This window comes from Anaerorhabdus furcosa (assembly GCF_900167375.1).
GTDB lineage: Bacteria > Bacillota_I > Bacilli_A > Erysipelotrichales > Erysipelotrichaceae > Anaerorhabdus > Anaerorhabdus furcosa.
On record NZ_FUWY01000002.1, the window covers coordinates 1 to 24284 of the forward strand.

A 24284-nucleotide genomic window follows, 5' to 3' on the forward strand; every position below is an offset into this window, starting at 1 on the left:
AGCGAACGATCTTTGAAAACTGAATAGGAAATTAAACAACGAACGTCAATTAAAAAGGAAACAAAAAGGATAAAACTGACAAAGAAGTCAGTGTCATAAATGAGCAATTCAAACGGAGAGTTTGATCCTGGCTCAGGATGAACGCTGGCGGCGTGCCTAATACATGCAAGTCGAACGAACGGAAGAGAGCTTGCTCTTGGAAGTTAGTGGCGAACGGGTGAGTAATACATAACCAACCTACCTATAAGGACTGGGATAACGTTTGGAAACGGACGCTAAAACCGGATAGGTCATTGGAAGGCATCTTCTGATGATTAAAGGTGAGAAACACAAATAGATGGGGTTATGTCGCATTAGTTAGTTGGTGAGGTAATGGCTCACCAAGACGATGATGCGTAGCCGGCCTGAGAGGGTGAACGGCCACATTGGGACTGAGACACGGCCCAAACTCCTACGGGAGGCAGCAGTAGGGAATTTTCGGCAATGGGCGAAAGCCTGACCGAGCAACGCCGCGTGAGTGAAGACGGCCTTCGGGTTGTAAAGCTCTGTTGTAAAGGAAGAACGGCCTGGATAGGATCTAGGAGTGACGGTACTTTACCAGAAAGCCACGGCTAACTACGTGCCAGCAGCCGCGGTAATACGTAGGTGGCAAGCGTTATCCGGAATTATTGGGCGTAAAGGGTGCGTAGGCGGTTGATTAAGTTTTAGGTGAAAGCGTGGGGCTCAACCCCATATAGCCTAAGAAACTGGTCGACTAGAGTACAGGAGAGGGCAATGGAATTCCATGTGTAGCGGTAAAATGCGTAGATATATGGAGGAACACCAGTGGCGAAGGCGGTTGCCTGGCCTGTAACTGACGCTGAAGCACGAAAGCGTGGGGAGCAAATAGGATTAGATACCCTAGTAGTCCACGCCGTAAACGATGAATACTAAGTGTTGGGGAAACTCAGTGCTGCAGTTAACGCAATAAGTATTCCGCCTGGGGAGTATGCACGCAAGTGTGAAACTCAAAGGAATTGACGGGGGCCCGCACAAGCGGTGGAGTATGTGGTTTAATTCGACGCAACGCGAAGAACCTTACCAGGTCTTGACATACCGGACAAGCCTATAGAGATATAGGGGAGGATGAAGGATACAGGTGGTGCATGGTTGTCGTCAGCTCGTGTCGTGAGATGTTGGGTTAAGTCCCGCAACGAGCGCAACCCTTGTCTTCAGTTACCATCATTAAGTTGGGGACTCTGGAGAGACTGCCGGTGATAAACCGGAGGAAGGTGGGGATGACGTCAAATCATCATGCCCTTTATGACCTGGGCTACACACGTACTACAATGGCAACTACAGCGTGAAGCCAGCTAGTGATAGCGAGCAAAACACACAAAGGTTGTCTCAGTTCGGATTGAAGTCTGCAATTCGACTTCATGAAGTCGGAATCGCTAGTAATCGCGGATCAGCATGCCGCGGTGAATACGTTCTCGGGCCTTGTACACACCGCCCGTCAAACCATGAGAGTTGGTAATACCCGAAGCCGGTGGCCTAACCTGTAAAGGAGGGAGCCGTCGAAGGTAGGACTGATGATTGGGGTTAAGTCGTAACAAGGTATCCCTACGGGAACGTGGGGATGGATCACCTCCTTTCTAAGGAGAAAGAAGTACAGTAATTGAGTTAAGCGTTTATTTCCTATTTAGTTTTGAGAGATCGGTGATTTCTCAGAAGTTCTTTGAAAACTGAATAACAGAGAAAGACAGATATTAAGGTCTTTCCGAAAAGTTGAAAAACTAGATTTCAAAAATCAGAACAGCAATGAAATGATTTTAGGAAAAACATAGTAAAAACAGTTCAATCTAAAAAAAGAAGTCCACGAGAAGAAATCTCAGTCTTGTGGCGAAGTGATTAAATGAAAAAGGGCGTACGGTGAATGCCTTGGCATAATGAGCAGAAGAAGGACGCAGCGAACGGCGAAACGCCTCGGGGAGTGGTAAGCACACAGAGATCCGGGGGTATCCGAATGGGGGAACCCAGCACTGGTAATGCAGTGTTATCCACAAGTGAATACATAGCTTGTGAGAAGAGAACGCAGGGAATTGAAACATCTTAGTACCTGTAGGAGAAGAAAATAAAAATGATTCCCTAAGTAGTGGCGAGCGAAAGGGGAAGAGCCCAAACCAGTCTAAGGACTGGGGTTGTAGGACCACAACGTGGTACTCAAACGGTTAGTCGAACGGCATTGAAAGGTCGGTCAAAGAAGGTGCAAACCCTGTAGACGAAAATCGAATGAGACCTAGTGGAATCCTGAGTACGGCGAGGCACGTGAAACCTTGTCGGAATTAGCCGGGACCATCCGGTAAGGCTAAATACTCCATTATGACCGATAGTGAACCAGTACCGTGAGGGAAAGGTGAAAAGAACCGCGGGAGCGGAGTGAAATAGAACCTGAAACCGTATGCTTACAAGAAGTCAGAGCCCGTTAATGGGTGATGGCGTGCCTTTTGTAGAATGAACCGGCGAGTTACCAATACGTGCGAGGTTAAGTTGAAGAAACGGAGCCGAAGCGAAAGCGAGTCTGAATAGGGCGACATAGTACGTGATGGTAGACCCGAAGCCGTGTGATCTAGCCATGATCAGGTTGAAGGTTGGGTGATACCAACTGGAGGACCGAACCGACCACCGTTGAAAAGTTGGCGGATGAATTGTGGCTAGCGGAGAAATTCCAATCGAACACGGCGATAGCTGGTTCTCCCCGAAATAGCTTTAGGGCTAGCGTCGAGGTAAGCAACCTGGAGGTAGAGCACTGAAATCATGATGGCCCCATCTAGGGGTACTGAATGGTATCAAACTCCGAATGCCAGAATTGTATACTCGGCAGTCAGACTGTGGGTGATAAGGTCCATGGTCAAAAGGGAAACAGCCCAGATCATCAGTTAAGGTCCCAAAATTTCTGCTAAGTGGAAAAGGATGTGGGGATGCACAGACAACTAGGAGGTTGGCTCAGAAGCAGCCATCCTTTAAAGAGTGCGTAACAGCTCACTAGTCGAGTGACCCTGCGCCGAAAATGTACCGGGGCTAAGCAGAATACCGAAACTATGGCAATGTCGTAAGATATTGGGTAGGGGAGCGTTCCAATCAGCGTTGAAGCCATACCGTAAGGAGTGGTGGAGCGTTTGGAAGTGAGAATGCCGGTGTGAGTAGCGAGATGTAGGTGAGAATCCTACACACCGATTGACTAAGGTTTCCAGGGGAAGGTTCGTCCTCCCTGGGTAAGTCGGGACCTAAGGCGAGGCTGACAAGCGTAGTCGATGGACAACGGGTTGATATTCCCGTACCCGCACTTGAGTGAAGGAATGACAAAGAAGGTTAGCAATACCCCTTAATGGATTGGGGATTAAGCGAAGTAGGAGACATGTAGGCAAATCCGCATGTCAATCCAAAAGCGTGACGACGAGTGAACGGGCGACCAAGTAGCGAAGTTTGTGATACCAGCTTTCAAGAAAAGTTTCTAGCGTTAATCAAGATGCGGCCCGTACCAAAACCGACACAGGTGGTCAAGGCGAGAAGCCTAAGGTGAGCGAGAGAACTGTTGCCAAGGAACTCGGCAAAATTGCCCCGTACGTTCGCAAGAAGGGGCGCTCTTGTAAAAGAGAGCCGCAGTGAAGAGGCCCAAGCAACTGTTTAACTAAAACACAGCTCTCTGCAAAGTCGCAAGACGAAGTATAGGGGGTGACGCCTGCCCGGTGCTGGAAGGTTAAGAGGATGAGTTAGTCGCAAGGCGAAGCTTTGAATTGAAGCCCCAGTGAACGGCGGCCGTAACTATAACGGTCCTAAGGTAGCGAAATTCCTTGTCAGGTAAGTTCTGACCCGCACGAAAGGCGTAATGATTTGGGCGCTGTCTCGGCAGCAGACTCGGTGAAATCTTAGTACCTGTGAAAATGCAGGTTACCCGCAACTAGACGGAAAGACCCCATGGAGCTTTACTGTAGCTTGATATTGAGTTTTGATTAACTATGTACAGAATAGGTGGGAGGCTAAGAAGTTGGGACGCTAGTTTCAATGGAGCCATCGTTGGGATACCACTCTTAGTTACTTGAAATTCTAACTTATGGCCCTGATCGGGTCAAAGGACAGTGTCAGGTGGGCAGTTTGACTGGGGCGGTCGCCTCCTAAAGAGTAACGGAGGCGCCCAAAGGTACCCTCAGATTGGTTGGAAATCAATCGTTGAGTGCAAATGCAGAAGGGTGCTTGACTGCGAGACTTACAAGTCGAGCAGGGACGAAAGTCGGGATTAGTGATCCGGCGGTGCAGTATGGAATGGCCGTCGCTTAACGGATAAAAGCTACCCTGGGGATAACAGGCTGATCTCGCCCAAGAGTTCACATCGACGGCGAGGTTTGGCACCTCGATGTCGGCTCATCGCATCCTGGAGCTGAATTCGGTTCCAAGGGTTGGGCTGTCCGCCCATTAAAGCGGTACGCGAGCTGGGTTCAGAACGTCGTGAGACAGTTCGGTCCCTATCTGTTGTGGGCGTAGGAAATTTGAGGAACGCTGTCCCTAGTACGAGAGGACCGGGATGGACGTACCGATGGTGTACCAGTTGTCACGCCAGTGGCATGGCTGGGTAGCTAAGTACGGACTGGATAAACGCTGAAGGCATCTAAGCGTGAAACCAATTCCAAGATGAGATTTCCCATTTCCTTGAGAAAGTAAGACCCCTTGAAGACGACGAGGTTGATAGGTCAGAGATGGAAGTACAGTGATGTATGGAGTTGACTGATACTAATAGGTCGAGGATTTAATCACGTCAAGAGTAAAACAAACACAACAACAATTCGGAAAGATACAAAAAATGTCTTAAACTGTTATTTAGTTTTGAGAGAATTTCTCTCACAAATCTGGTAATGATGGCGAAATGGTCACACCTGTTCCCATACCGAACACAGAAGTTAAGCATTTCAGCGGCGATTATAGCTATGCACGCCATAGTGAAACTAGCTCGTTGCCAGGTAACCTTGGATATCCCTTGCGGATATCCTTTTTTCTTGCGTTTTTATGCATAAATAAAGTAAAATTTATGTTAGAATAATTCTATGAATAAAATAGATGATATAAAAAATTATGCACATGAAAATCATGTTCCTATCATGTTAGATGGAGGAATTGAATTTCTTTGCGAATATATAAAAAAAGAGAAGATTAAAACAATTTTGGAGTGTGGAACTGCAATTGGATATTCTTCCATCCAAATGGCAAACTGCAATCCAGATATCCTAATTGATACATGCGAAATAAAAAAAGAGTTAGTAGAAATAGCACGAAAAAATATTGAAGTAGCCTCGTTAACAAATCGCATTAAAGTTCATGAATGTGATGCTTCAACATTCCAAACCGACAAGAAATATGATTTAATATTTATAGATGCTGCTAAAGCACAGTATAAGAAATATATGGATCATTTCCTCGGAAATGTAAATAAGAATGGAGTCTTTGTATTTGATAACTTATGTTTTCATGGATTGGTTGATAATCCAAGTGAGGCAAAAAGTAGAAATACAAAACAGTTAGTTAGAAAGATTAAACTATTTAGAGATTGGATTTGTAATGATCCAGGACTCGATACACAATTTTATCCTATGATTGGTGATGGCGTTGCGATTGTAAAAGTGAAGTAAATACGAAAGCATTTCGTATTAAAAGATATTTTATGATAAAATATAGAAGCGGGGTATATACTATGAAAAAAGGTTTACTAACAACTTTATTATTAGCATCAGGGGCAGCTTTAGCTGTTTATCTTTTAAGTGAAGAGCAAAACAAAAGAGTTGAAACAGAAGATGAAGTAAGAATGATTAAACTTCGTTCAGATGAAGAAGATAAGGAACTTGTAAAGACAATACAAGAAATTGAAAACTTACCACTTAAAAATATTCAAGATGTTGAGCAACAGGGAGCTCATCAACATGAAGAAGAACAAGAAGAGTCAAGTTTCATTGAGTTAGATGACCTGTCTGATATGGATATTCCATCTTTTCGTGAAATGGCGCCAATTGCAGCTGAGATAATAAAACCAGCAGTAAAAGCAACAGAGGAGATTTTAGAAGATTTAAGAACACCTTTATTTCATGAAGAAATTGAAGAAGAACCTCAAGTAATTAGTAATTTTGAAGATATCAAAATCGCTAATGAGAATGAAGACTTACAAAAACTTATTCAAGATATTGAAGCATCAACAGATAACTTGGAACAGCTTTCTAATAATTTTAATGAAGATGAAGAATTAGAAGATTTATTAGAAGACTTGGTCGTACCAACATTTGTCGAAAGAGTAAAACCTACAGGTGATATTAAACTAGAAACGTTGATGCATCCTTTTGGATCACCTGTGATTGAACCTGAAGAAATAATCCCTTCAGTTGATACAAGTGTTTCAATTGAAGAAGAGCCTGAACTGGATGAATTTGATACATTTGAAATACCTGCGATGGTTCAATCTATTAAACCTGACTATGCAGAAGAGGATTTAAGTAGAACAGCAATTTTTGACTTGCCTAAATTTGCACAAACTGAAGAGCCAACAATCAAACAATCACAAGAAATGACGTTAAGAAATCCATTTGGAGATGATGATTTAGAGGAGTTAGATTTAGCGAGTTTATTTGAAGATTTAAACCCAATTGAACAACAAGTATCCTCACCAAGATTCAATATGCCAATGGAAGAAACAAGTGAATTAAAACTTGTTGATTTGGATGAAGAGGAAATACAAAAATTATTTGCGACAGATGAACAAGATTTAGAAGAAATATCAATAGAAGCATCTCTTAGCGAAGCTCCACAACTCAAGAAAGAATTAACTGAAGATGAATTTGAAGAATTCAAAAAGCGATTAATTCATGTTGGGGAGGATGATATTGATTTAATTAATTTAAATGATGCAAATCCATTTGAAACAGTTGAGCCGCAACATAGTGAAGAGGTTGATATAATCAATTTTGGTAACATTGTGGAGGAACCAACAGTAGCGCTTGAAGATTTGGTTTTAGCAAGACCAATAGAAACAATAAAAGAAGTAGAAGAAGAAATAGACTTACCTTCATTAGGTGAAATTGAAGAGGAAGAAGAAATAAACTTATCTTCATTAGATGAAATTCAAGATGAAGAAGAAGTTGATATAGCTCCATTTGCAATGATGGAAGATACAGCACAATTTGATATCCCTACTTTGAATCCTTTTGATGAAGAAGATGAACTAGAAGAAATATCAATTCCTTCATTCAGTGATTCACCAAGAGAGTATCCAGATGCAGTATATGATATCAGTACACTTTATCCTTTCTTAAATCTTAAATTTATCAATGCAATTTTCAATAATTTTGAAGCATTTAATGAAGAGTTTGAAGTTGGAAGTCGTTGTAGAATAACACATAAAGTACAATTCCCAGATTCTCAAAACCTAATTTCTTTCATTGAAATAATGAAAGAGTATGGCTATGAAATCAATGGAACAGATGAAAACCATAACATTTTAGTTTATTTAGATTTCGATAATCAAGAGAGTAAAATTTTAAGTGAAATCTATAATATTTCTAACCAAGTTAATTGTTTAGATGGGCTTTATAAAGGATATGAATTAGAACATATTTAAGATAAATTAATGAAAGCGACCTAGGTCGCTTTTCTTTGTGTTCTAGTACTAAATGGTATATAATAAAAAGGCTTTGAGGTGATGAAATGAATCATGTTATTGAAGTAAAAAATCTAAGCTTTTCATATGATAATGAAAACATGGCAGTTGATGGTGTGTCTTTTTCCATTGAAAAAGGATCCTACACAACAATCGTTGGACATAATGGAAGTGGTAAGAGTACCATCGCTAAATTACTTATGGGTTTGTTAGAAAAGAAGAGTGGTGACATTGTCATTGCTGGTTTAGAATTAACTCAAGAAAATTTGCAAAAAATTAGAAGTCAAATAGGTATTGTGTTCCAAAATCCAGATAACCAATTTATTGGTTCAACAGTACGCGATGACATTGCGTTTGGGTTAGAAAATCACTGTGTTGAACAAGATAAAATGGATAACATTATCAATGAATTTGCAAGTAAAGTAAAGATGACAGATTACTTAAATAGTGAACCGACAAAATTATCAGGTGGTCAAAAACAACGAGTTGCGATTGCAGGAGTTTTAGCAATGAAACCATCCATACTCATCTTTGATGAAGCAACAAGTATGTTGGATCCACAAGGTAAAGATGAAATAAAAAAATTGATTAGAGAATTGCATCAGGATGAAACAATCACAATCATTTCAATTACACATGACATTGAAGAAGTATCAAAAAGTGATGATGTTATTGTAATGGATCAAGGACATATTGTTATGTCAGGGAAACCTCAAGAAATATTAGTTAGAGAAAAAGAATTAGTATCTATTAAACTAGATATTCCTTTTAGTTTGAAAATGCAAAAAGCTTTGAAGAAACAAGGAGTCAATATTAAAGAAACAGTAACAATGGAAGGATTGGTGGAAGAATTATGTCAATACAATTTGAAAAAGTAAGTCATACGTATTCACCAGATACCCCATTTTCATATGCAGCATTAAAAAATGTAGATTTAGAAATCACAGAAGGAAAAATGACCGCAATTATTGGAGCTACAGGTTCTGGTAAAACAACATTAGTGCAACATTTAAATGCACTCTTATTACCTACTGCTGGTAAGCTTACAATTCTTGATCGTGTAATCCAAGCGGACGAGCATCCAAAGAAATTGAAATCACTTCGTAAAGATGTAGGTTTAGTTTTCCAATTTCCAGAATACCAATTATTTGAAGAAACGATTTTAAAAGATATTATCTTTGGACCAAAGAATTTTGGTGTAAGTGAAGAAGATGCAATTAAGAAAGCAAAGGAAGTTTTGAAGTTAGTTGATTTGGATGAAAGTTATATGGACAAATCACCACTTGATTTATCAGGTGGGCAAAAAAGAAGAGTAGCAATTGCGGGTATTTTAGCAATGGATCCAAAAGTACTTGTCTTAGATGAACCAACGGCTGGATTAGATCCACAAGGTTCACTACAAATGATGAGTTTATTTAGAAGATTAAACAAAGAGTTAGGAAAAACAGTTTTAATTGTTACTCATGATATGGAACATGTTTTAAATTATTGTGATGATGTTGTAGTGGTTAAAGATGGAGAAATATACTGTAAGGAAGATGTGAAATCATTTTTTAAGCGCAATACTTTATGCGAGGAATTAAATATTTTACCTCCTGCCATTATTCAATTAAAGAATGCATGTAACCAATGTGGAATGCATTTACCTGATGATTGCTTCACTGTTGATGAGTTAGCTAGTGCAATTAGTAAGCAGGTGAAAAGACATGAATAGTTTTGTGTTGGGGAAATATATACCGCTTGATTCTTGTATTCACCGTATGGATCCACGTGCAAAAATCATGGCTATGTTAATCGTTTTAATTAGTATATTCTTTCCAGTTGGTTGGATTGGATATGGTGTATTAGCGGTTTGTATTATCGGTGTCGTTTTATTATCAAAATTAAGATTTGATTTTATATGGAAGGCATTAAAACCGATGTTGTTTATGTTGGTATTTTTGCTTGTGCTCAATGTATTTGTTTTAAAAACAGGAACGTTGCTATTTACAATTTTTGGTTTATCGGTTTATTCAGATGCTATTTTTCAAACCTTGTTTATTGCTGTTCGTTTAATATTGATGATTATGATTACGACGGTTTTAACTGCAACGACAAAGCCATTGGATTTGACTTTAGGTATTGAAGACTTATTACAACCTTTTCAAAAAATAGGTGTACCTTCTCATGAAATAGCAATGTTGATTTCAATTGCATTACGGTTCATACCAGATTTAATTGAAGAAACACAAAAAATTATGCGTGCTCAAGCTTCACGTGGTGTTGATTTAAAAGAAGGTACTATGAAAGAAAAAATAGTCGCTATTCTTTCTTTGATCGTTCCGTTATTTGTTTCTGCATTCCAACGTGCTGAAGATTTAGCAAATGCTATGGAATCTAGAGGGTATGCACCAGGACAAGAAAGAACTCGCTATAAAATATTAAAGATAAAAGGAAGAGACATCATACTACTAATTGGAGCTAGTTGTCTTTCAATTGGAATGATCGTTATTGCGTTTGCTGTATGAGAAGATTTAAGTGTGTTGTAAGTTATGATGGTACTGCCTATATTGGATGGCAATCACAATGTAAAAATAATTCAATTCAAGAAAAAATAGAAGCTGTATTACACCGAATATCCAATGAAGAAATAAAAGCAGTAGCTGCAGGGAGAACTGATGCGAAAGTTCATGCATATGGTCAGGTGTTTCACTTTGATACTGATTTTTATTTAGATGCACCACGATGGCAGTGGGCTATTAATGGATACTTACCAAAAGATATTCGTATTCAATCACTTGAAGAAGTGGGTGAAGAATTTCATGCGAGGTTTAGTGTTAAACGTAAACAATATGATTATCGAATTAATTTAGGCGAATACGATGTTTGCATGATTCATTATGCCTATCAATGTCGCCACGTTCTTAATGTTGAAGAAATGGAAAAGGCTTCTAAAATATTTATAGGTAAACATGATTTCTCATCTTTTTGTGCAAATTCATTAGAACAATTTCCTAATCAAGTAAGAGAAATTGAAGATATTGTTTTTTCAAGAGATAAAGATATACTGACCATTAGTTATCGAGGTAAGGGCTTTTTAAGGTATATGGTGAGGATGTTGACAGCTACACTAATCGAGGTAGGCAGAGGAAGATTAACCCTCGAGGATGTATCGAAAATGCTTGATGCAAGAGATAAAGACAGTTGCAAACACAATGCTGAGCCACAAGGTTTGTATTTAATGAAAATTGAGTATTATCAAAACAATGAAAATCCTTTAGAAATCGAAGAAAATGATTGACTAATAGGGATAAATGAAGATATAATGATAATCGGCAACTTATGCCAAATGTAGCCCCGGAAACTACATTGGTTTAGGAGGAAATGAATATGCGCCAAACAACTATGGCAAAACCAAGCACAGTTGTTCGTCAATGGTTCGTCGTTGATGGAACAGGATGTACTTTAGGACGTCTTGCTACTGAGGTAGCAACAGTATTAAGAGGTAAACATAAACCTACTTATACACCTAATGTTGATTGCGGAGATTATGTAATTATTATCAATGCTGATAAAATTGAAATCACTGGTGATCAAGTGAATAAAAAGAACTACTACAATCACTCTCAATATAAGGGTGGATTACGTACACGTTCAACAGGTATTATGAGAAATCAATATACAGTTGAATGGGTAGAAAGAGCAGTACACGGTATGCTTCCTCATACAAAATTAGGAAACGTTATGCGTGGACACTTATTTGTGTACAAAGGATCTGAACATCCACACACAGCTCAACAACCAGTTGAGTTAAAGATTAAAGGGTAAGGAGGAGAAAGACAATGCCAGCAAAGAAAAAAACAAATGTAACTTACATCGGCACAGGCCGTCGTAAATCATCAGTTGCTCGTGTCTTTATGACTCCAGGAACAGGTGTTATCACAGTTAATGGAAAAACTCTTGAAGAGTACTTACCATTAGAAACATTAAGAATGAATGTTCGTTTACCACTTGATTTGACTGAAACATTAAATCAATTTGATGTAAAGATTAATGTTTGCGGTGGTGGATATTCTGGACAATCAGGAGCTATGAGACATGGTATCGCTCGTGCTTTACTTGAAGCATCAGTAGACTATCGTCCAGCACTTAAGGCTGCAGGATTCTTAACACGTGACTCACGTGCTAAAGAACGTAAGAAATATGGTCTTAAAGGCGCTCGTCGTGCACCTCAATTCTCAAAACGTTAATCGAATTACTTCGTTTATCAAAGAGAAAATCAAATCTCAATCCTTGTGGTTGGGATTTTTTTTATAGTAAAATAGAAACAATAAATTGAATAAAATATTTTTAAATTAATTTAAAAAAGAGGTTGACTTAGCATACTAGAGATGGTAATATTATAAAGCATTCGATGAAGCGATCGGGCCTGTAGCTCAGGTGGTTAGAGCGCACCCCTGATAAGGGTGAGGTCGTTGGTTCAAGTCCATTCAGGCCCACCATCGAATTGAAATATACCCTGGGGTTTTAGCTCAGCTGGGAGAGCGCCTGCCTTGCACGCAGGAGGTCAGGAGTTCGATCCTCCTAAGCTCCACCATATTTCAAATGAATACGATATCATTAGATATCGTATTTTTTTATTTATTTTGGTAATTTGTGATTTGATTTTATATGATATACTTTTGATTGTGAGGTATTGATATGTTAAAAGCACCTGTTAATAAAATTATTCCATTTTCAAATGTTGATGGTCCAGGGAATAGAACTTCTATTTTCTTACAATCATGTCCATTTCGTTGTTATTATTGCCATAATCCTGAAACAATTAATATGTGCAATCATTGTGGTGATTGTGTTGATTTGTGTCCAGTTCATGCATTATCAATTAAAAAAGGAAAGGTTGTTTGGGATTCAACAATTTGTGTTGATTGTGATACTTGTATTAAAACATGCAAGTATATGTCATCGCCTAAAATAAAAGAAATGACAGTCAAAGAATTATTGGTTGAAATAAGCAAGCAGAAGGGCTTTATACGTGGAATTACTGTAAGTGGAGGAGAATGTATGAATCATGCAGAATTCCTCTTAGAACTATTTAAAAAGGCTAAAAAAGAAGGGTACAGTTGTTTAATTGATTCAAATGGTATTCATGATTTTTCAAAGTATGAAGAATTACTAGATTTGAGTGATGGTGTTATGCTAGATGTTAAAGCGTATGATGATCAATTTCATGAATATTTAACAGGAGCTTCAAATAAACAGGTACAAAAAAATCTAAACTATTTACTAAAGAAAAATAAACTAGTAGAAGTTAGAACTGTGTTATTACCAAATAGTCCAAAACAAAACGAAATTACAGTAACAGAAGTGAGTAAAATCATTCAAGATAAAACGCTTTACAAACTATTGCGATATCGCCCATTTGGTGTAAGAGAAGAAGGCATAAAAGAAATAGGTAACACAATTACAACAGAGAAAGAAGCAAATAAATTAGCAAAGAAGGCAATCCAACTAGGGGCAAAAAACACTGTTGTTGTATAAACTGTAAAATTGATATATAAATTCGATATATCAATAATTTATCAATGGAGGAAATAATAAGTAAAAATTGGAATCATTCTATTCCAATTTTTTCTTTTCATCTAATGAGCACAGTAAAACTATTATCTAATTGCATATCATGTCTAAATCATAGACTGAGGGTATTATGTAAATATTACTACAACATTATTGCGAGCGATTAGTTAAAAAAGAAAGAAGATAAAACACAATAAAGAAATATCAAATTCTTGCCTAAAGAAAATTGAGAATTCACTAAATCGAATGTTATTCAATTTAAAAATATTTTATTGAAGTTTATACACAAAGAAGAGAAAGTGTTGTGTAAAATATATAAATTACAAAAGTAAACATACATTAAAAAAGAGTTGAGTATTAAACTATCTGATTATAAATAGTTGGTAAAGCATTTGTATTGTAGAAAAATAATCACGCTATATAATTAGTTCATGCTTTATAGCGATTGAAATATGAGTAAGTGAGTTACTTAGCATAATAGCAGATGCATTTGGAAGTAGTTAAGATGTAATAAACAAGATTATGTTATTTGTATATTTGTAGCATAGAAAAAGATAAAACCAGAAGTTTGAAAATATGGGGAAATGAAAAAAATATTTATAGTAAAACAATTAAGTTTTGATAGTCAAAACTTAAAATTTGTACATCTCTGTTTTGTTTGTATTAGTCAATATTAGATGATAGAATAAAGAAAAATGAGAATGTATAAGTGAAAATACAACATTATGTAGATCATGTTGTAAATGATTGAAGGTTGTGAGAAAAACAAATGGAAACAATGAAGATAAAAATTAATTCGCGAATGAGATCCTATGATAATATAAAATATTTCAAGTATAGGATACTTAAACTAATAAGATTAAATAAACTGGGACGTGTCCAGTCATTTAAAACCGAAGTAGATGTGAATGACAATGTGATAGGCTATTTTGTAGATATATATTTGAGTTATACACAAGATAATTATATTGAGAGTTTTATTAACCAATTAAAAATGTTGGAACTACCACTGCAATCCTTAATTACTTACAAAGATAAAAAGATAGAATTAGGAACTCTTGAAGAAGTTATGTTTACCTCAAAAGATTTACCCGAAAATATGAACATAAAAGTAATAAAAAATGAGTTAAATGATGATTTGAAGTATTTTGGGATTTGTAAGACAGATTCATGTATTCTTTACTATTTGTATGGTAATGAAATAAAAAGTAAGATAAAGAAGTTGATACAAAATAAAACCTAAATGAAATCGAATGCTATTTGGATAAGCATTTGGACTTTATCAAAAAATAAGGGGATTTTTAATAATTAATAAAATTTATAATTTACATCATAAATACGGATAGTATTTTTTTCATATTGGAAAGACAGATTCGCTTATTTAAAACGATATAATATGAACTAATTATAAATATATAACCAAGTTATAACTTATGAATAATATAGTAAATGCATAAATATAAGGAATTACTTGGGGGGTTGGGTATGAAGTATAATGTTAAAAGTTTATTAAAAATCGTTATTGCAATGATGTTGAGTGTAAGTATCATAAAACCATCATTTGTAAGGGCAGAAGATCAAATCGGCACAACTGTAAATAAGAGTAAAATTGAAAATACGGTAGTTTTTGATGAGAATGAAGAATCTGTACAACCAAGTGAGTCAATTCTTCCTGAAAATTCTGAAGAACCACTTGTGACAGAGCAACCAGTATCTACAGAGACTCCTAAAGAGCAACTGCCAGAACCAACTGATATACCTTTAGATGAACAACCAATGGCTATGAATCTACAATCGAACTCAATTGTTAGTGAGAACAACAATGTTCTTATTAAAGTGAACATAGACAATGTAAAAGCATCTATTACTGAAAACAACGATACTAAAGATTTGGAAGTAAAGGATAATAGAATAACTGCATTATGCAAGACAACTTGCCAAATTACTGTAGATGGCACTGATGCTACTGTGAAAAGTGCAAGTTTAAATGATAATGAAATTTATAATGTTGATGTAAATAATGATTATAAAAGTGTTCAAATTATTGATGTTGATAATTCAAATAGACAAAATGCAATAGTCAATTTTGGATATAAATTAACAGTAACAACTCACTACATGCCAAACGAGGGTGAGCATGTGGATGGAAATGGTCAAATTAAATGGGGATATTCTGTAACAGTTGAAAAGATGAATGAATATCAAATTACTAGTCCAACATCGTATACAAAAGTTCTGCTACCTGGAGAAAATCTTGAAGTTTATCCACAACCAACAGAAGGATATCCACTACACTTAATGGAATTTAATGGTGTAGTGGCAAGCAAGAATGTATGGAATAGTTATGAAGCTCGTCATGTGCCATTTGGAACAATGGCATCTGATTCAACGGATGAATGGTATAAGCAAAGTCAAATGAGTAATTTATCACCAAATACTAGATACGTTGCTCTTACATCAATGCCTGCAAGTGATGCAACAATTGATTATGCGTATAATTACGGACAAAAAGCTGTTTTTGTAGGGGTTTACTATGAAAATGCAGAAGGTAAATTTATTCCTGAAGAATACACAGGCGGAGATGTTTCACATCTAAGAACACTTCATCATAAAGAAATTATTGTGAATGGAAAAGAAATAGAAAGTATAAATCCAAGTAGCTCTATATTTGGAGAAGCTCCAATTTATCCAGTGGGTACGACTATAGATGATTATTTATATGATAAATACTGGGTTTCTGATGATGGAAAATCTAAAGGATATATTTATTACTCTGGTTGGTCAGATTCTGATCAAGCAATAGGCGCAAATTTCATGAAAGCAATGACAGGGTTGGATTTCTTAAACAATGGTAACACAAGCGGAGTGATGACTCTTCGCCTTGAAAATAGAAATTATTTCTTTTATCATTATTATCGTTTATATAGAACATTAAATTATAATTCAAATGATGGAACGAATAAAACTGTTAATGGTGGCAAAACAATTCTTAATGGTGAGATAACAACAATTGAGAATACGTTTGTAAGAGAGGGGTATACTTTTAAGGGCTGGAATACTGAGCCTGATGGAAATGGTGTAAATTATACAGAAAAATCTAAATTTGTTATGCCAGCTGTTAAAGAGATTACATTATATGCTCAATGGGAAAGGGATAATACAGTAACTCCAATACCAACACCAGAACCAACTGAAACCCCAAATGTTGGTTGCCCTGCCGGAACTGAATGGAATGAAGAAAGACAAGATTGCCTTGCACCAATTGTTCCACAACCGCAAAATCCACAAAATCCCCAACCAAATCAACCTGAAGAAAGAATAATTGTTGATGAAATTACTCCTGAACAAGGACCAACAGTTACCCCAACAGCAACACCAGATGTTGAAAAAATTGAGGATGATATTACACCAGAAGTTGTTCATAAGGGATCTTGGGCTCTTATTAATTTGATTGCTTCACTTATTGGCATGTTGGTAACAATAATTTTATTGTTTGCAAAGCATGAAAGAGAAGAAGAGAACGAAGAAAATGAAGAACTTGTAGATGAATTCAAACGTAAACGTATTTATAAAGTAGTAGGTGTCATTATTACAATCTTATCAATTATTGTCTTTGTTTTAACAGAAAATATGCGATTACCAATGATACTTGTAGATAAATATACGTTGTTGATGGTTGTCTTAGCTGCACTTAATCTTGTATGCTTCTATTTTGGTAGAAAATGGCATGAAGTTGAGTTAGAAGAAGCAACAGATCAAACAAAGGAATAATTAACTTGTTCAAACAAGATGAATAAAATAGAAAACAGGGTAGCAAAGTAAAACTTGCTACTCTGTTTTTATATTTATTAGGAATTCTATCAAACCTAGACAGGGGATGAAAAATCACTAAACTTGTAAAGTGAGATTAAAGAAATTATCATTTTAGTAGAAAGGTAATTGAATGGGGGACCTATATAACAAGGATAATGAGATGACAAAGAAGATAGGATTTACAAGTATATTTTTATTAGGAATAAATGGAATAATTGGATCAGGCATATTTTTATTACCAGGAAAAATGTATCAAGATATGGCTGTTTCAAGTTTATTGGTTATATTATTTGCGAGTTTTATGGTATTAATGATTGCTCTTTGCTATGCTGAGTTAGCATCAAGATATAGCGAAGATGGTGCTGCGTGGTTGTATGTCTATAAAGCATTTGGGAAGTTTTCTGGTTTTGAGGTTGGACTTAGTATTTGGTTTTTGTCGGTAACAATTCTAGCCGCAGAAACATCAGCTTTCCTAACAACACTGCAAGGTGTAATACCCGCTTTAAAAGATACAATGGTATATAACTTAGTTGGCGTTGGTGTTTTACTTTTATTGTTTGTAGCAAATTTGTTTGGAACTTTGATTATGAAATTACTGAATAACATTTCTTCAACATCTAAACTAGCGATTATCATTTTGTTTATAGTAGTTGGATTGTTTTTTATCAAATTCGATAATTTCAGTGTCTTCTTACCAGCAGGGGCACATACCTTCACTTCAATATCGAAGGACTTTGCTAAAGCTTTAAGTGTTATCTTTTATGCGTTTATTGGATTCTCTTTCCTACCTGTTGCAGCTGCAAAGATGAACAATCCAAAACGCAACATACCATTAGCTCTAATTAGTGTTATTTTAGCTAGTACAGTTTTATATGGATTAATTACTTTTGTTTGTATTGGAATATTGGGTACAAGTTTATCTGGAGAAATATTACCTGCTGCAATGGCATTTAAACAAATATGGGGAAGCCTTGGCTATAATTTAATAATAATTGGAATGTTGGTTTCGATTGGTGGTTTGGCAGTTTCATTTTCGTTTAATGCTCCTGTCATCGCTTCATCAATGTCAGAAAAGAAATTGCTCCCTAGCTGTTTTTCAAAAAAGAATAAGTTTGAGTCACCATATATAAGTAGTTTGGTTACATTTGGATTGGCCATGATTTTAGTAGTAAGTGGTGACTTTATGTATTTAATTTCATTATCAGTTTTTATTTCATTTTTACACAATGTTCCTAGTATTTTAGCGATGATGAAACTACGCAAAAAAGATGAAAATATTGGATTCAAGGTTCCTGGTGGATATACGATTCCAATTCTTGCATTGGCATCAAGTGCATACCTAATTACAGGATTTACTTTGCAAATAGTTATTACTGGGGTGATTCTAGTATTAATAGGTGTCTTATTGTATTGGATACAAAAAAGGATGACTAAAAAAGAAACAACTTTATAAATTACTATTCACTGTTGATTAACAAAAAAAGCTAGTTTTCTAGCTTTTTTTCTTGATTACGCAAATTGCATTCACTTAATAATTCGATTAGTTTATCTAAATTAACAACATCAAAATTGGATATTTTAATACAATACTTTCCAGTTGATACTTTTCCTAACTTATTCCTGTAAGAATGAATGAGGATATCTTCATCGCCACAATTAAATATGTAAAGGCTAATATAATTTTTTTGAGGTGCTAAACAGAAAAGCGGATAATTTGGATCAATTGTTAATTTACCATATGCAATCATTGTATAATTATGATTAGTGTATAACCAGCGTTCGAATGAAGAGTTTACTTTCATCATGATTTTATCGAGCTGAATTAAATCATTTTTCTTATCTGCAGAATTCTTAATTAATTCATTAATTGAACTTGCTTCTATTTTCATAAAGTCACCTACTTGTTATAACTCTATCATAACTAAATTTGCTATAATTGCGAGTATAATGATTCTAAGTAGAGAATTATAATAATGCGTTATATAAAGAGAAATATAACTCGCGTTCTTCACAATACAATAGTTGAACTTTTTTTGAAATCTTGTCTAATATATTAATATCTAAAGTTTCAGATAATTGCCATAAGTCGTTAGCTATATCATTCCACGAATCTGCAACAACAGTAAATTGCTTTCCAATTTCATATACTTTTTTATTTACAAGTATAGCAGAAGCTTCAATAAGAAAATTTCCATACATTTTTCTAAAGATTCCACCGCCTGTTCCACCATCTTTGCTAATTTGAAAGTAGTTTGTAATTCCAGCATTGCGTAATTTGGAATCACTAAATTTATCCCACTTCAAAACTTCTTTAGAGAATTTATGGATACCTTCTATACCTAGTAGATGAGCAGGTGGATTTAGCATAGATTCACAGGTTTCTTGAATAGCTTCTTTTAGTATGTCTGGAGTAGGAGATTGATACGTATTGAAATCAAATGTTAAATATTTATTTTTTGCAGGAAAGGGTCTAAATGATGAGTTTCTAGCTTTCATGAATTCGTGATAACTAACAAGATGATAATCCATTGCTATATTCCCTTTTGGTGAACGTATTGGATAGTCGTGGTTATCCCGATCGCTAATCCATACAGTTTTATTTTCATCATCATATCCATAAATCACAACGGCATGTCCTCCAAAGTGATTGTTTTCATCCATGTCTAGATATCTTAAGTAAGCCATATCCACATAAACTAAAATTGGTTGGTCTTGATCAATAATTGATTTAATTTGATTAAATACCTTATCATAATCATTTCCTGATTTGCAGCAAATTTTAATATTTAATCGTTGTGCAAGTTTTTCTTCAAATTCAAAAATTTTTATCCTGCCATTAATCATTGGAGATTTTTCTTGGTTGATATAGAGAAATGATAAACCAGATGCTAAACCAAACATCATTTCTTCTGACAAATGATAGTTATTATAAGAGAAAACTTGTTTTAATGAGTTTGTAATACAATGTTGACCTCCCAGAGGGAGAAAATCATTAATTATTTTTTTCATAATTGTCCTTTCAATAAACTTCAAAAGGTAAAAGAATTTCTGTGATATAGTGATTGGGATTTCCTCTAAAAATCAACCCAGGACTCTTAATATAAATTTCTCTAGATGGAGTTATAGTTTTTATTTGATTCTTATTTGCATAATCAATTAGTACTTTGTAAGCATACTTCAAAGTATCATAGCTTCCATAGTGAATAGTTTTAAGTGCTTTTATCTTGGGTAATGTTTTCATCTTGATATTTTTATGATTGATTGTTGTTTTTACAGGTAAGCAAATTTCTATATCAGCATTATCGGAATAATCTTCATCATAATAACAGTTAAAGTGTGGACCTGCTTTTTGGTTTTTAGCTGCTCCATAAAGTATGGGGATATATTGATCAAGATCAGTATATTTTCCTGTGAAATGAATAGATGCCACAAGTTGTTCACTGACTTCGATAATTTGTATAGAGTATTCATTATACAGTTCTCTTTGATTTGTCTCTTTTATGTATGTTCTTATTTTTTTAGATAATTCTTTTTCTTTTGAGATATTTCTTTCGATTATTTTAATTTTTTCATGAAGAATATGTGATAAATCTTCTTCCAAATTAACGAGTTCAATTGTTTCTTTAATTTCCTTAATGGAAAAATCAAAAGATCTTAATAGTTTGATAAGTTGTGCAGTTTTTAAATCATTATCACTATAATATCGATATTGATTTTCGAAATCTCTAGAAGTTGGTTTTAAAATATCTTCATTGTCATAATAGCGTAATGCTTTTATGGTAAGCCCTGATATCTTTGAAAATTGGCTAATTTTATACATTTGTACCTCCTTGTACTTAGTTTAAACTATCCTCTGCAGGGGAAAGTAAAGAGGAAAATTATGCTCATCAATATTATAACATCTACGTTTGATGTAAAAGGTAATGGATAACCATCATGTTTTTAAATCTTTATTGTCTGATTCTATCATTATTTCTGGTCGCAAGTAATAAGACCCTTATTACGATAGAGCAGTGTAAACGATATAATAAGAACAATTATTTCTGTGACTGTTAAGGTCATCCAAACTCCATTCAATCCAAATTGTGAAGACAAGATGAATGCTACTGGGATAATAATGATGAACCCTCGTAGCATAGATATGATAGAAGCATATTTTGGTTTGTCAACTGAACTGAAAAATGCACAAATCAAGATATTAATACCTACGAAAGAAAAAGCAGTAAAATAAATTTGAAGTCCATTGACCGCAATCTTAGCTAATTCTAAATTTGCTTCACTATTGAAGAAGGATACGATAATTTCTGCGTATAAAATGGAGATTAGGTAAGTTATTATACTGATGATTAGTGTTGTTATCGTGCCATATTTTAGTAATTTTTTTAAATGGTGTCGATTGTTTTCTTTGAATGAATTGCTGATTAATGGTTGCATCCCCTGAGATATTCCTGTGAAAATTGCAAGAACAACAAGTGTGATATTGGCAATTATACCATAGGCAGCTACTCCAATATTTCCTGCTATATTAAGAATTAATATATTGAAAACAATAATAACGATACCGGATGATAACTCGGTGATTAAGGCAGAAAAACCAAGACAGCTAATATCGACGATTGATTTAAGGTGAAGCATACATTTTTGTAGTTTGAATGTATTTTTCTTTTTGAAAAAATGATTCGATAGAATAAGAAGACTAATACAAGGAGAAAGTCCAGTAGCAAATGCTGCACCAAACATTCCTAATCCTAATGGGAAGATGAAAATAAAATCTAAAATAATATTCGATAAACTACCAGCGAGCATAGCAATCATAGAAAGCTGGGGATTGTTGTCGTTTCTTACAAAACAAATTAAAATATTATTTAAAATGAAAAAAGGAGCAAAACATAAAATGATTTTTAAGTAGGTGGATGTATTTGCCAAAGTTACAGCATCAGCACCTAACATCGTTGACAAGGGTACAGAAAATGATAGTCCTAACAGTAAAAAAATAACGGACATTATAGAGGCATAGTAAATGGATTGAGTAAAAATAGTATTTGCTTTAGTAAGTGTAAATCGTATCGCTCCACCCATTCCAATCATTAAACCTGCACCATGAATAAAGCTATATATGGGAATAGCAATATTTAAAGCGGCTAAACCAATTGATCCAACACCTTGAGCGATAAAGAATGTATCTGCGAGTATATTACATGAAAGTCCAATCATTCCAATAATATTAAGTGATACATAACGAATATAAATTTTCTTAATGTTTTTTGTAGCCATAAATTCCTCCAAATAAAAAGCACCCACATCACAATACCTTCATTGGCCTATCGGTAAGTGAACAGAATGCTGCCATTTGATTTTTACTCGGCAGCAAAAACCAAAATATATTTACGTTTCAATAAATGATAACACAGATAAATTGAAAAACAAAACATTTCAAAAAATAATAAAATAAAACTACAATAATCAATTACTACTTAAATACAAAGATGATCTCCGTTTAGAATTGATTCAGAAAAAAAGACTGAATATCTTGAATAGTTAAAACTATCTTGTCATTACAGTCTTTTTAGATATTTGTTTATTATTGTATTTATATTCCTTTAATAACATTATTTAAAAATACTAAATAATTGAAAAATTACTTCATAGCTTAGATAGATTTTCTTATTGCTTTGGCTGATACAATGACTTCCCATTGATTGTTTTTATCTAATTGAATATTCTGCCATTGAAAAGAATTCTTTTGAATATTAGAAAATATCCACTTCATTTTGCCATCTGGTATTTCTGTCAGTATAATCTCATTATCTACTTTTTTTGCTTGTAATCTATTTACATCATTACTACAGGCATAAAAGATTTCCCAACAATTTGTTTTTTCACAATATACCCTAATAGTCGTACCATACTCACCGTTGCTAATGCCTTTATTTTTTACCTCTTCACGCGATGGACATATAAATACATCTTGAATTGCCTTTCCTTCAAGTATCCATGAAAATATCCATTCACCTTTTACACAACGCTCGTTTGAAGTTCCTGGATGAACAACCCATTCTAACTCCCATTCACCAATAATTGAGCCCCAATAATTTTGCGATTCTGGTATTGAATTATGTTTTTCATTCGCAATTATTGCTTCTATAAATTTATTCATTTCCACTATTCTCCTTTTTGTTTAGAGCATAGCAGAACAATTACGACACCTATATGTCATAGTTACTTAAAAAGTTTTTAGCTGTTTCAATTAATTTTTGCTTATAATATTCTGGACTAATGATTTCAATGTAATTACCCATACTTAATAATAATGCCTGCCATAAGCGTTCTTTTTCAGGTACACGCAAATACATTAAATAATTTCCATCCGGCAACTTTTCTTTGTGTTCTTCAGGAAAATACTCTTTTAAAATATGAATACCTTCTTTTTTGCACTTTACGATGATACATTCATATGTACTACGGTAATGACTATCATTTTTTTCTAATAACTGTTCAATTCTATCACTAGTATAGGGCACATAATTAACATCTGTTTCTATTACATTATCTATACGAGAAACCTTATAAGTTCGATACTGATCCTTTTCTAAATCATAGGCAAATAAATACCATGCGTACCATTGAAAACGAAGAATAACAGGAATAACATTTTTAGATGAATAGAAGTTTTCGATATTGTAATAATCAAAAGAGATTTGATGATGATTAAAAATAGCGACCTCAATCTGTTGATTAAGTGCTTGTACTTTTTTATCCTCTTTTACAACGCTATAATCCAAAGAAATATTAGCATGAGATTCTTTATCAACAATAGATTCGTAGGTATCTAATATTTTTTCTAATTGTGTATTATTGTAACCTGTTATTAAACTTTTAAGTGCAGTAATAATTAATGTTAAATCTTCTTTTTTAACAAATTGATTTTGCAATTTAAAAGAATCTGAGATAGAGTAGCCTCCATTTATACCTACTGTAGATTCAACAGGAACTCCTATAATTAATAAAGTTTCCATATCTCTTTGGATAGTACGAACAGAACATTCAAATTTCATCGCTAATTGTTTTGCGGTTACAAACTTATTATTCAATAAGTATATAATAATTTCTAAAAGTCTATAAATTTTCATTTGATTATCACCAAGGATAGTATAGCAAATAAATAGTAAGTTTGAGAATAAACAAAAAAAGGTTCTAGAATTTTGAATACCTTTAATGAATAATTAATCAAAAATGAGATATT

18 protein-coding genes, 2 tRNA genes and 3 rRNA genes are annotated in these 24284 nt (G+C 34.6%); 17 read left to right on the forward strand and 6 right to left on the reverse strand.

Annotated features, from left to right (window positions below; translation table 11 throughout):
- Nucleotides 1-109 precede the first annotated feature (109 nt).
- The 17 genes from B5D14_RS03120 to B5D14_RS03200 all read left to right on the forward strand — a co-directional run bounded on the left by B5D14_RS03120 (nt 110) and on the right by B5D14_RS03200 (nt 18494).
- Nucleotides 110-1634, forward strand: a 16S ribosomal RNA gene (locus tag B5D14_RS03120).
- A gap of 254 nt (nt 1635-1888) precedes the next feature.
- A 23S ribosomal RNA gene (locus B5D14_RS03125) occupies nt 1889-4791 on the forward strand.
- Between the two features lie 91 nt (nt 4792-4882).
- Nucleotides 4883-4996, forward strand: a 5S ribosomal RNA gene (rrf, locus tag B5D14_RS03130).
- The 16S, 23S and 5S rRNA genes sit together here, the layout of an rRNA operon.
- Nucleotides 4997-5078: 82 nt before the next feature.
- Nucleotides 5079-5660, forward strand: a complete 582-nt coding sequence (locus B5D14_RS03135; RefSeq protein WP_078711141.1) for an O-methyltransferase — start codon at nt 5079-5081, stop codon at nt 5658-5660.
- 62 nt (nt 5661-5722) lie between these two features.
- Entirely contained in the window at nt 5723-7633 is a 1911-nt protein-coding gene (locus tag B5D14_RS03140; protein WP_078711142.1) for a hypothetical protein, read from the forward strand.
- Nucleotides 7634-7719: 86 nt separating this feature from the next.
- Nucleotides 7720-8550, forward strand: a complete 831-nt coding sequence (locus B5D14_RS03145) for an energy-coupling factor transporter ATPase (RefSeq protein WP_078711143.1) — start codon at nt 7720-7722, stop codon at nt 8548-8550.
- Nucleotides 8526-9386, forward strand: coding sequence for an energy-coupling factor transporter ATPase (locus tag B5D14_RS03150; protein ID WP_078711144.1), 861 nt, complete (start codon nt 8526-8528; stop codon nt 9384-9386). The genes B5D14_RS03145 and B5D14_RS03150 overlap by 25 nt, the downstream gene beginning before the upstream one ends.
- Entirely contained in the window at nt 9379-10179 is an 801-nt protein-coding gene (locus B5D14_RS03155) for an energy-coupling factor transporter transmembrane component T family protein (RefSeq protein WP_078711145.1), read from the forward strand. The genes B5D14_RS03150 and B5D14_RS03155 overlap by 8 nt, the downstream gene beginning before the upstream one ends.
- The gene (truA, locus tag B5D14_RS03160) at nt 10176-10952 is read left to right on the forward strand and encodes a tRNA pseudouridine(38-40) synthase TruA (RefSeq protein WP_078711146.1); all 777 of its coding nucleotides are present in this window, start codon (nt 10176-10178) and stop codon (nt 10950-10952) included. Before B5D14_RS03155 ends, truA begins: the two co-directional genes overlap by 4 nt.
- Before the next feature lie 89 nt (nt 10953-11041).
- On the forward strand, nt 11042-11479 hold the full coding sequence (gene rplM / locus B5D14_RS03165) for a 50S ribosomal protein L13 (protein ID WP_078711147.1): 438 nt from the start codon (nt 11042-11044) through the stop codon (nt 11477-11479).
- Between the two features lie 14 nt (nt 11480-11493).
- Nucleotides 11494-11901: a 30S ribosomal protein S9 gene (gene rpsI / locus B5D14_RS03170; protein WP_078711148.1), complete on the forward strand. Its 408-nt coding sequence runs from the start codon at nt 11494-11496 to the stop codon at nt 11899-11901.
- Between the two features lie 175 nt (nt 11902-12076).
- A tRNA-Ile gene (locus B5D14_RS03175) sits at nt 12077-12153 on the forward strand.
- Nucleotides 12154-12172: 19 nt separating this feature from the next.
- Nucleotides 12173-12248, forward strand: a tRNA-Ala gene (locus B5D14_RS03180).
- Between the two features lie 104 nt (nt 12249-12352).
- On the forward strand, nt 12353-13192 hold the full coding sequence (locus B5D14_RS03185; protein WP_078711149.1) for a YjjW family glycine radical enzyme activase: 840 nt from the start codon (nt 12353-12355) through the stop codon (nt 13190-13192).
- Nucleotides 13193-13997: 805 nt separating this feature from the next.
- Nucleotides 13998-14471, forward strand: coding sequence for a hypothetical protein (locus B5D14_RS03190; RefSeq protein ID WP_078711150.1), 474 nt, complete (start codon nt 13998-14000; stop codon nt 14469-14471).
- 242 nt (nt 14472-14713) lie between these two features.
- Entirely contained in the window at nt 14714-16999 is a 2286-nt protein-coding gene (locus B5D14_RS03195; protein ID WP_159443705.1) for an InlB B-repeat-containing protein, read from the forward strand.
- A gap of 202 nt (nt 17000-17201) precedes the next feature.
- Nucleotides 17202-18494, forward strand: coding sequence for an APC family permease (locus B5D14_RS03200; protein WP_159443706.1), 1293 nt, complete (start codon nt 17202-17204; stop codon nt 18492-18494).
- Between the two features lie 31 nt (nt 18495-18525).
- Here the strand turns inward: B5D14_RS03200 and B5D14_RS03205 are convergent, their stop codons facing one another.
- The 6 genes from B5D14_RS03205 to B5D14_RS03230 all read right to left on the reverse strand — a co-directional run bounded on the left by B5D14_RS03205 (nt 18526) and on the right by B5D14_RS03230 (nt 24171).
- On the reverse strand, nt 18526-18930 hold the full coding sequence (locus tag B5D14_RS03205) for a DUF1801 domain-containing protein (RefSeq protein ID WP_078711153.1): 405 nt from the start codon (nt 18928-18930) through the stop codon (nt 18526-18528).
- Between the two features lie 76 nt (nt 18931-19006).
- On the reverse strand, nt 19007-20050 hold the full coding sequence (locus tag B5D14_RS03210) for a BtrH N-terminal domain-containing protein (protein ID WP_078711154.1): 1044 nt from the start codon (nt 20048-20050) through the stop codon (nt 19007-19009).
- Nucleotides 20051-20060: 10 nt separating this feature from the next.
- Complete coding sequence (locus tag B5D14_RS03215; RefSeq protein WP_078711155.1) at nt 20061-20861, reverse strand: MerR family transcriptional regulator; 801 nt, start codon at nt 20859-20861, stop codon at nt 20061-20063.
- 149 nt (nt 20862-21010) lie between these two features.
- Nucleotides 21011-22315 (reverse strand): MATE family efflux transporter, encoded by a 1305-nt coding sequence (locus B5D14_RS03220; RefSeq protein WP_078711156.1) that lies wholly within the window; start codon nt 22313-22315, stop codon nt 21011-21013.
- Between the two features lie 376 nt (nt 22316-22691).
- The gene (locus tag B5D14_RS03225; RefSeq protein WP_078711157.1) at nt 22692-23198 is read right to left on the reverse strand and encodes a hypothetical protein; all 507 of its coding nucleotides are present in this window, start codon (nt 23196-23198) and stop codon (nt 22692-22694) included.
- Between the two features lie 49 nt (nt 23199-23247).
- Complete coding sequence (locus tag B5D14_RS03230; protein ID WP_078711158.1) at nt 23248-24171, reverse strand: helix-turn-helix transcriptional regulator; 924 nt, start codon at nt 24169-24171, stop codon at nt 23248-23250.
- Nucleotides 24172-24284 lie beyond the last annotated feature (113 nt).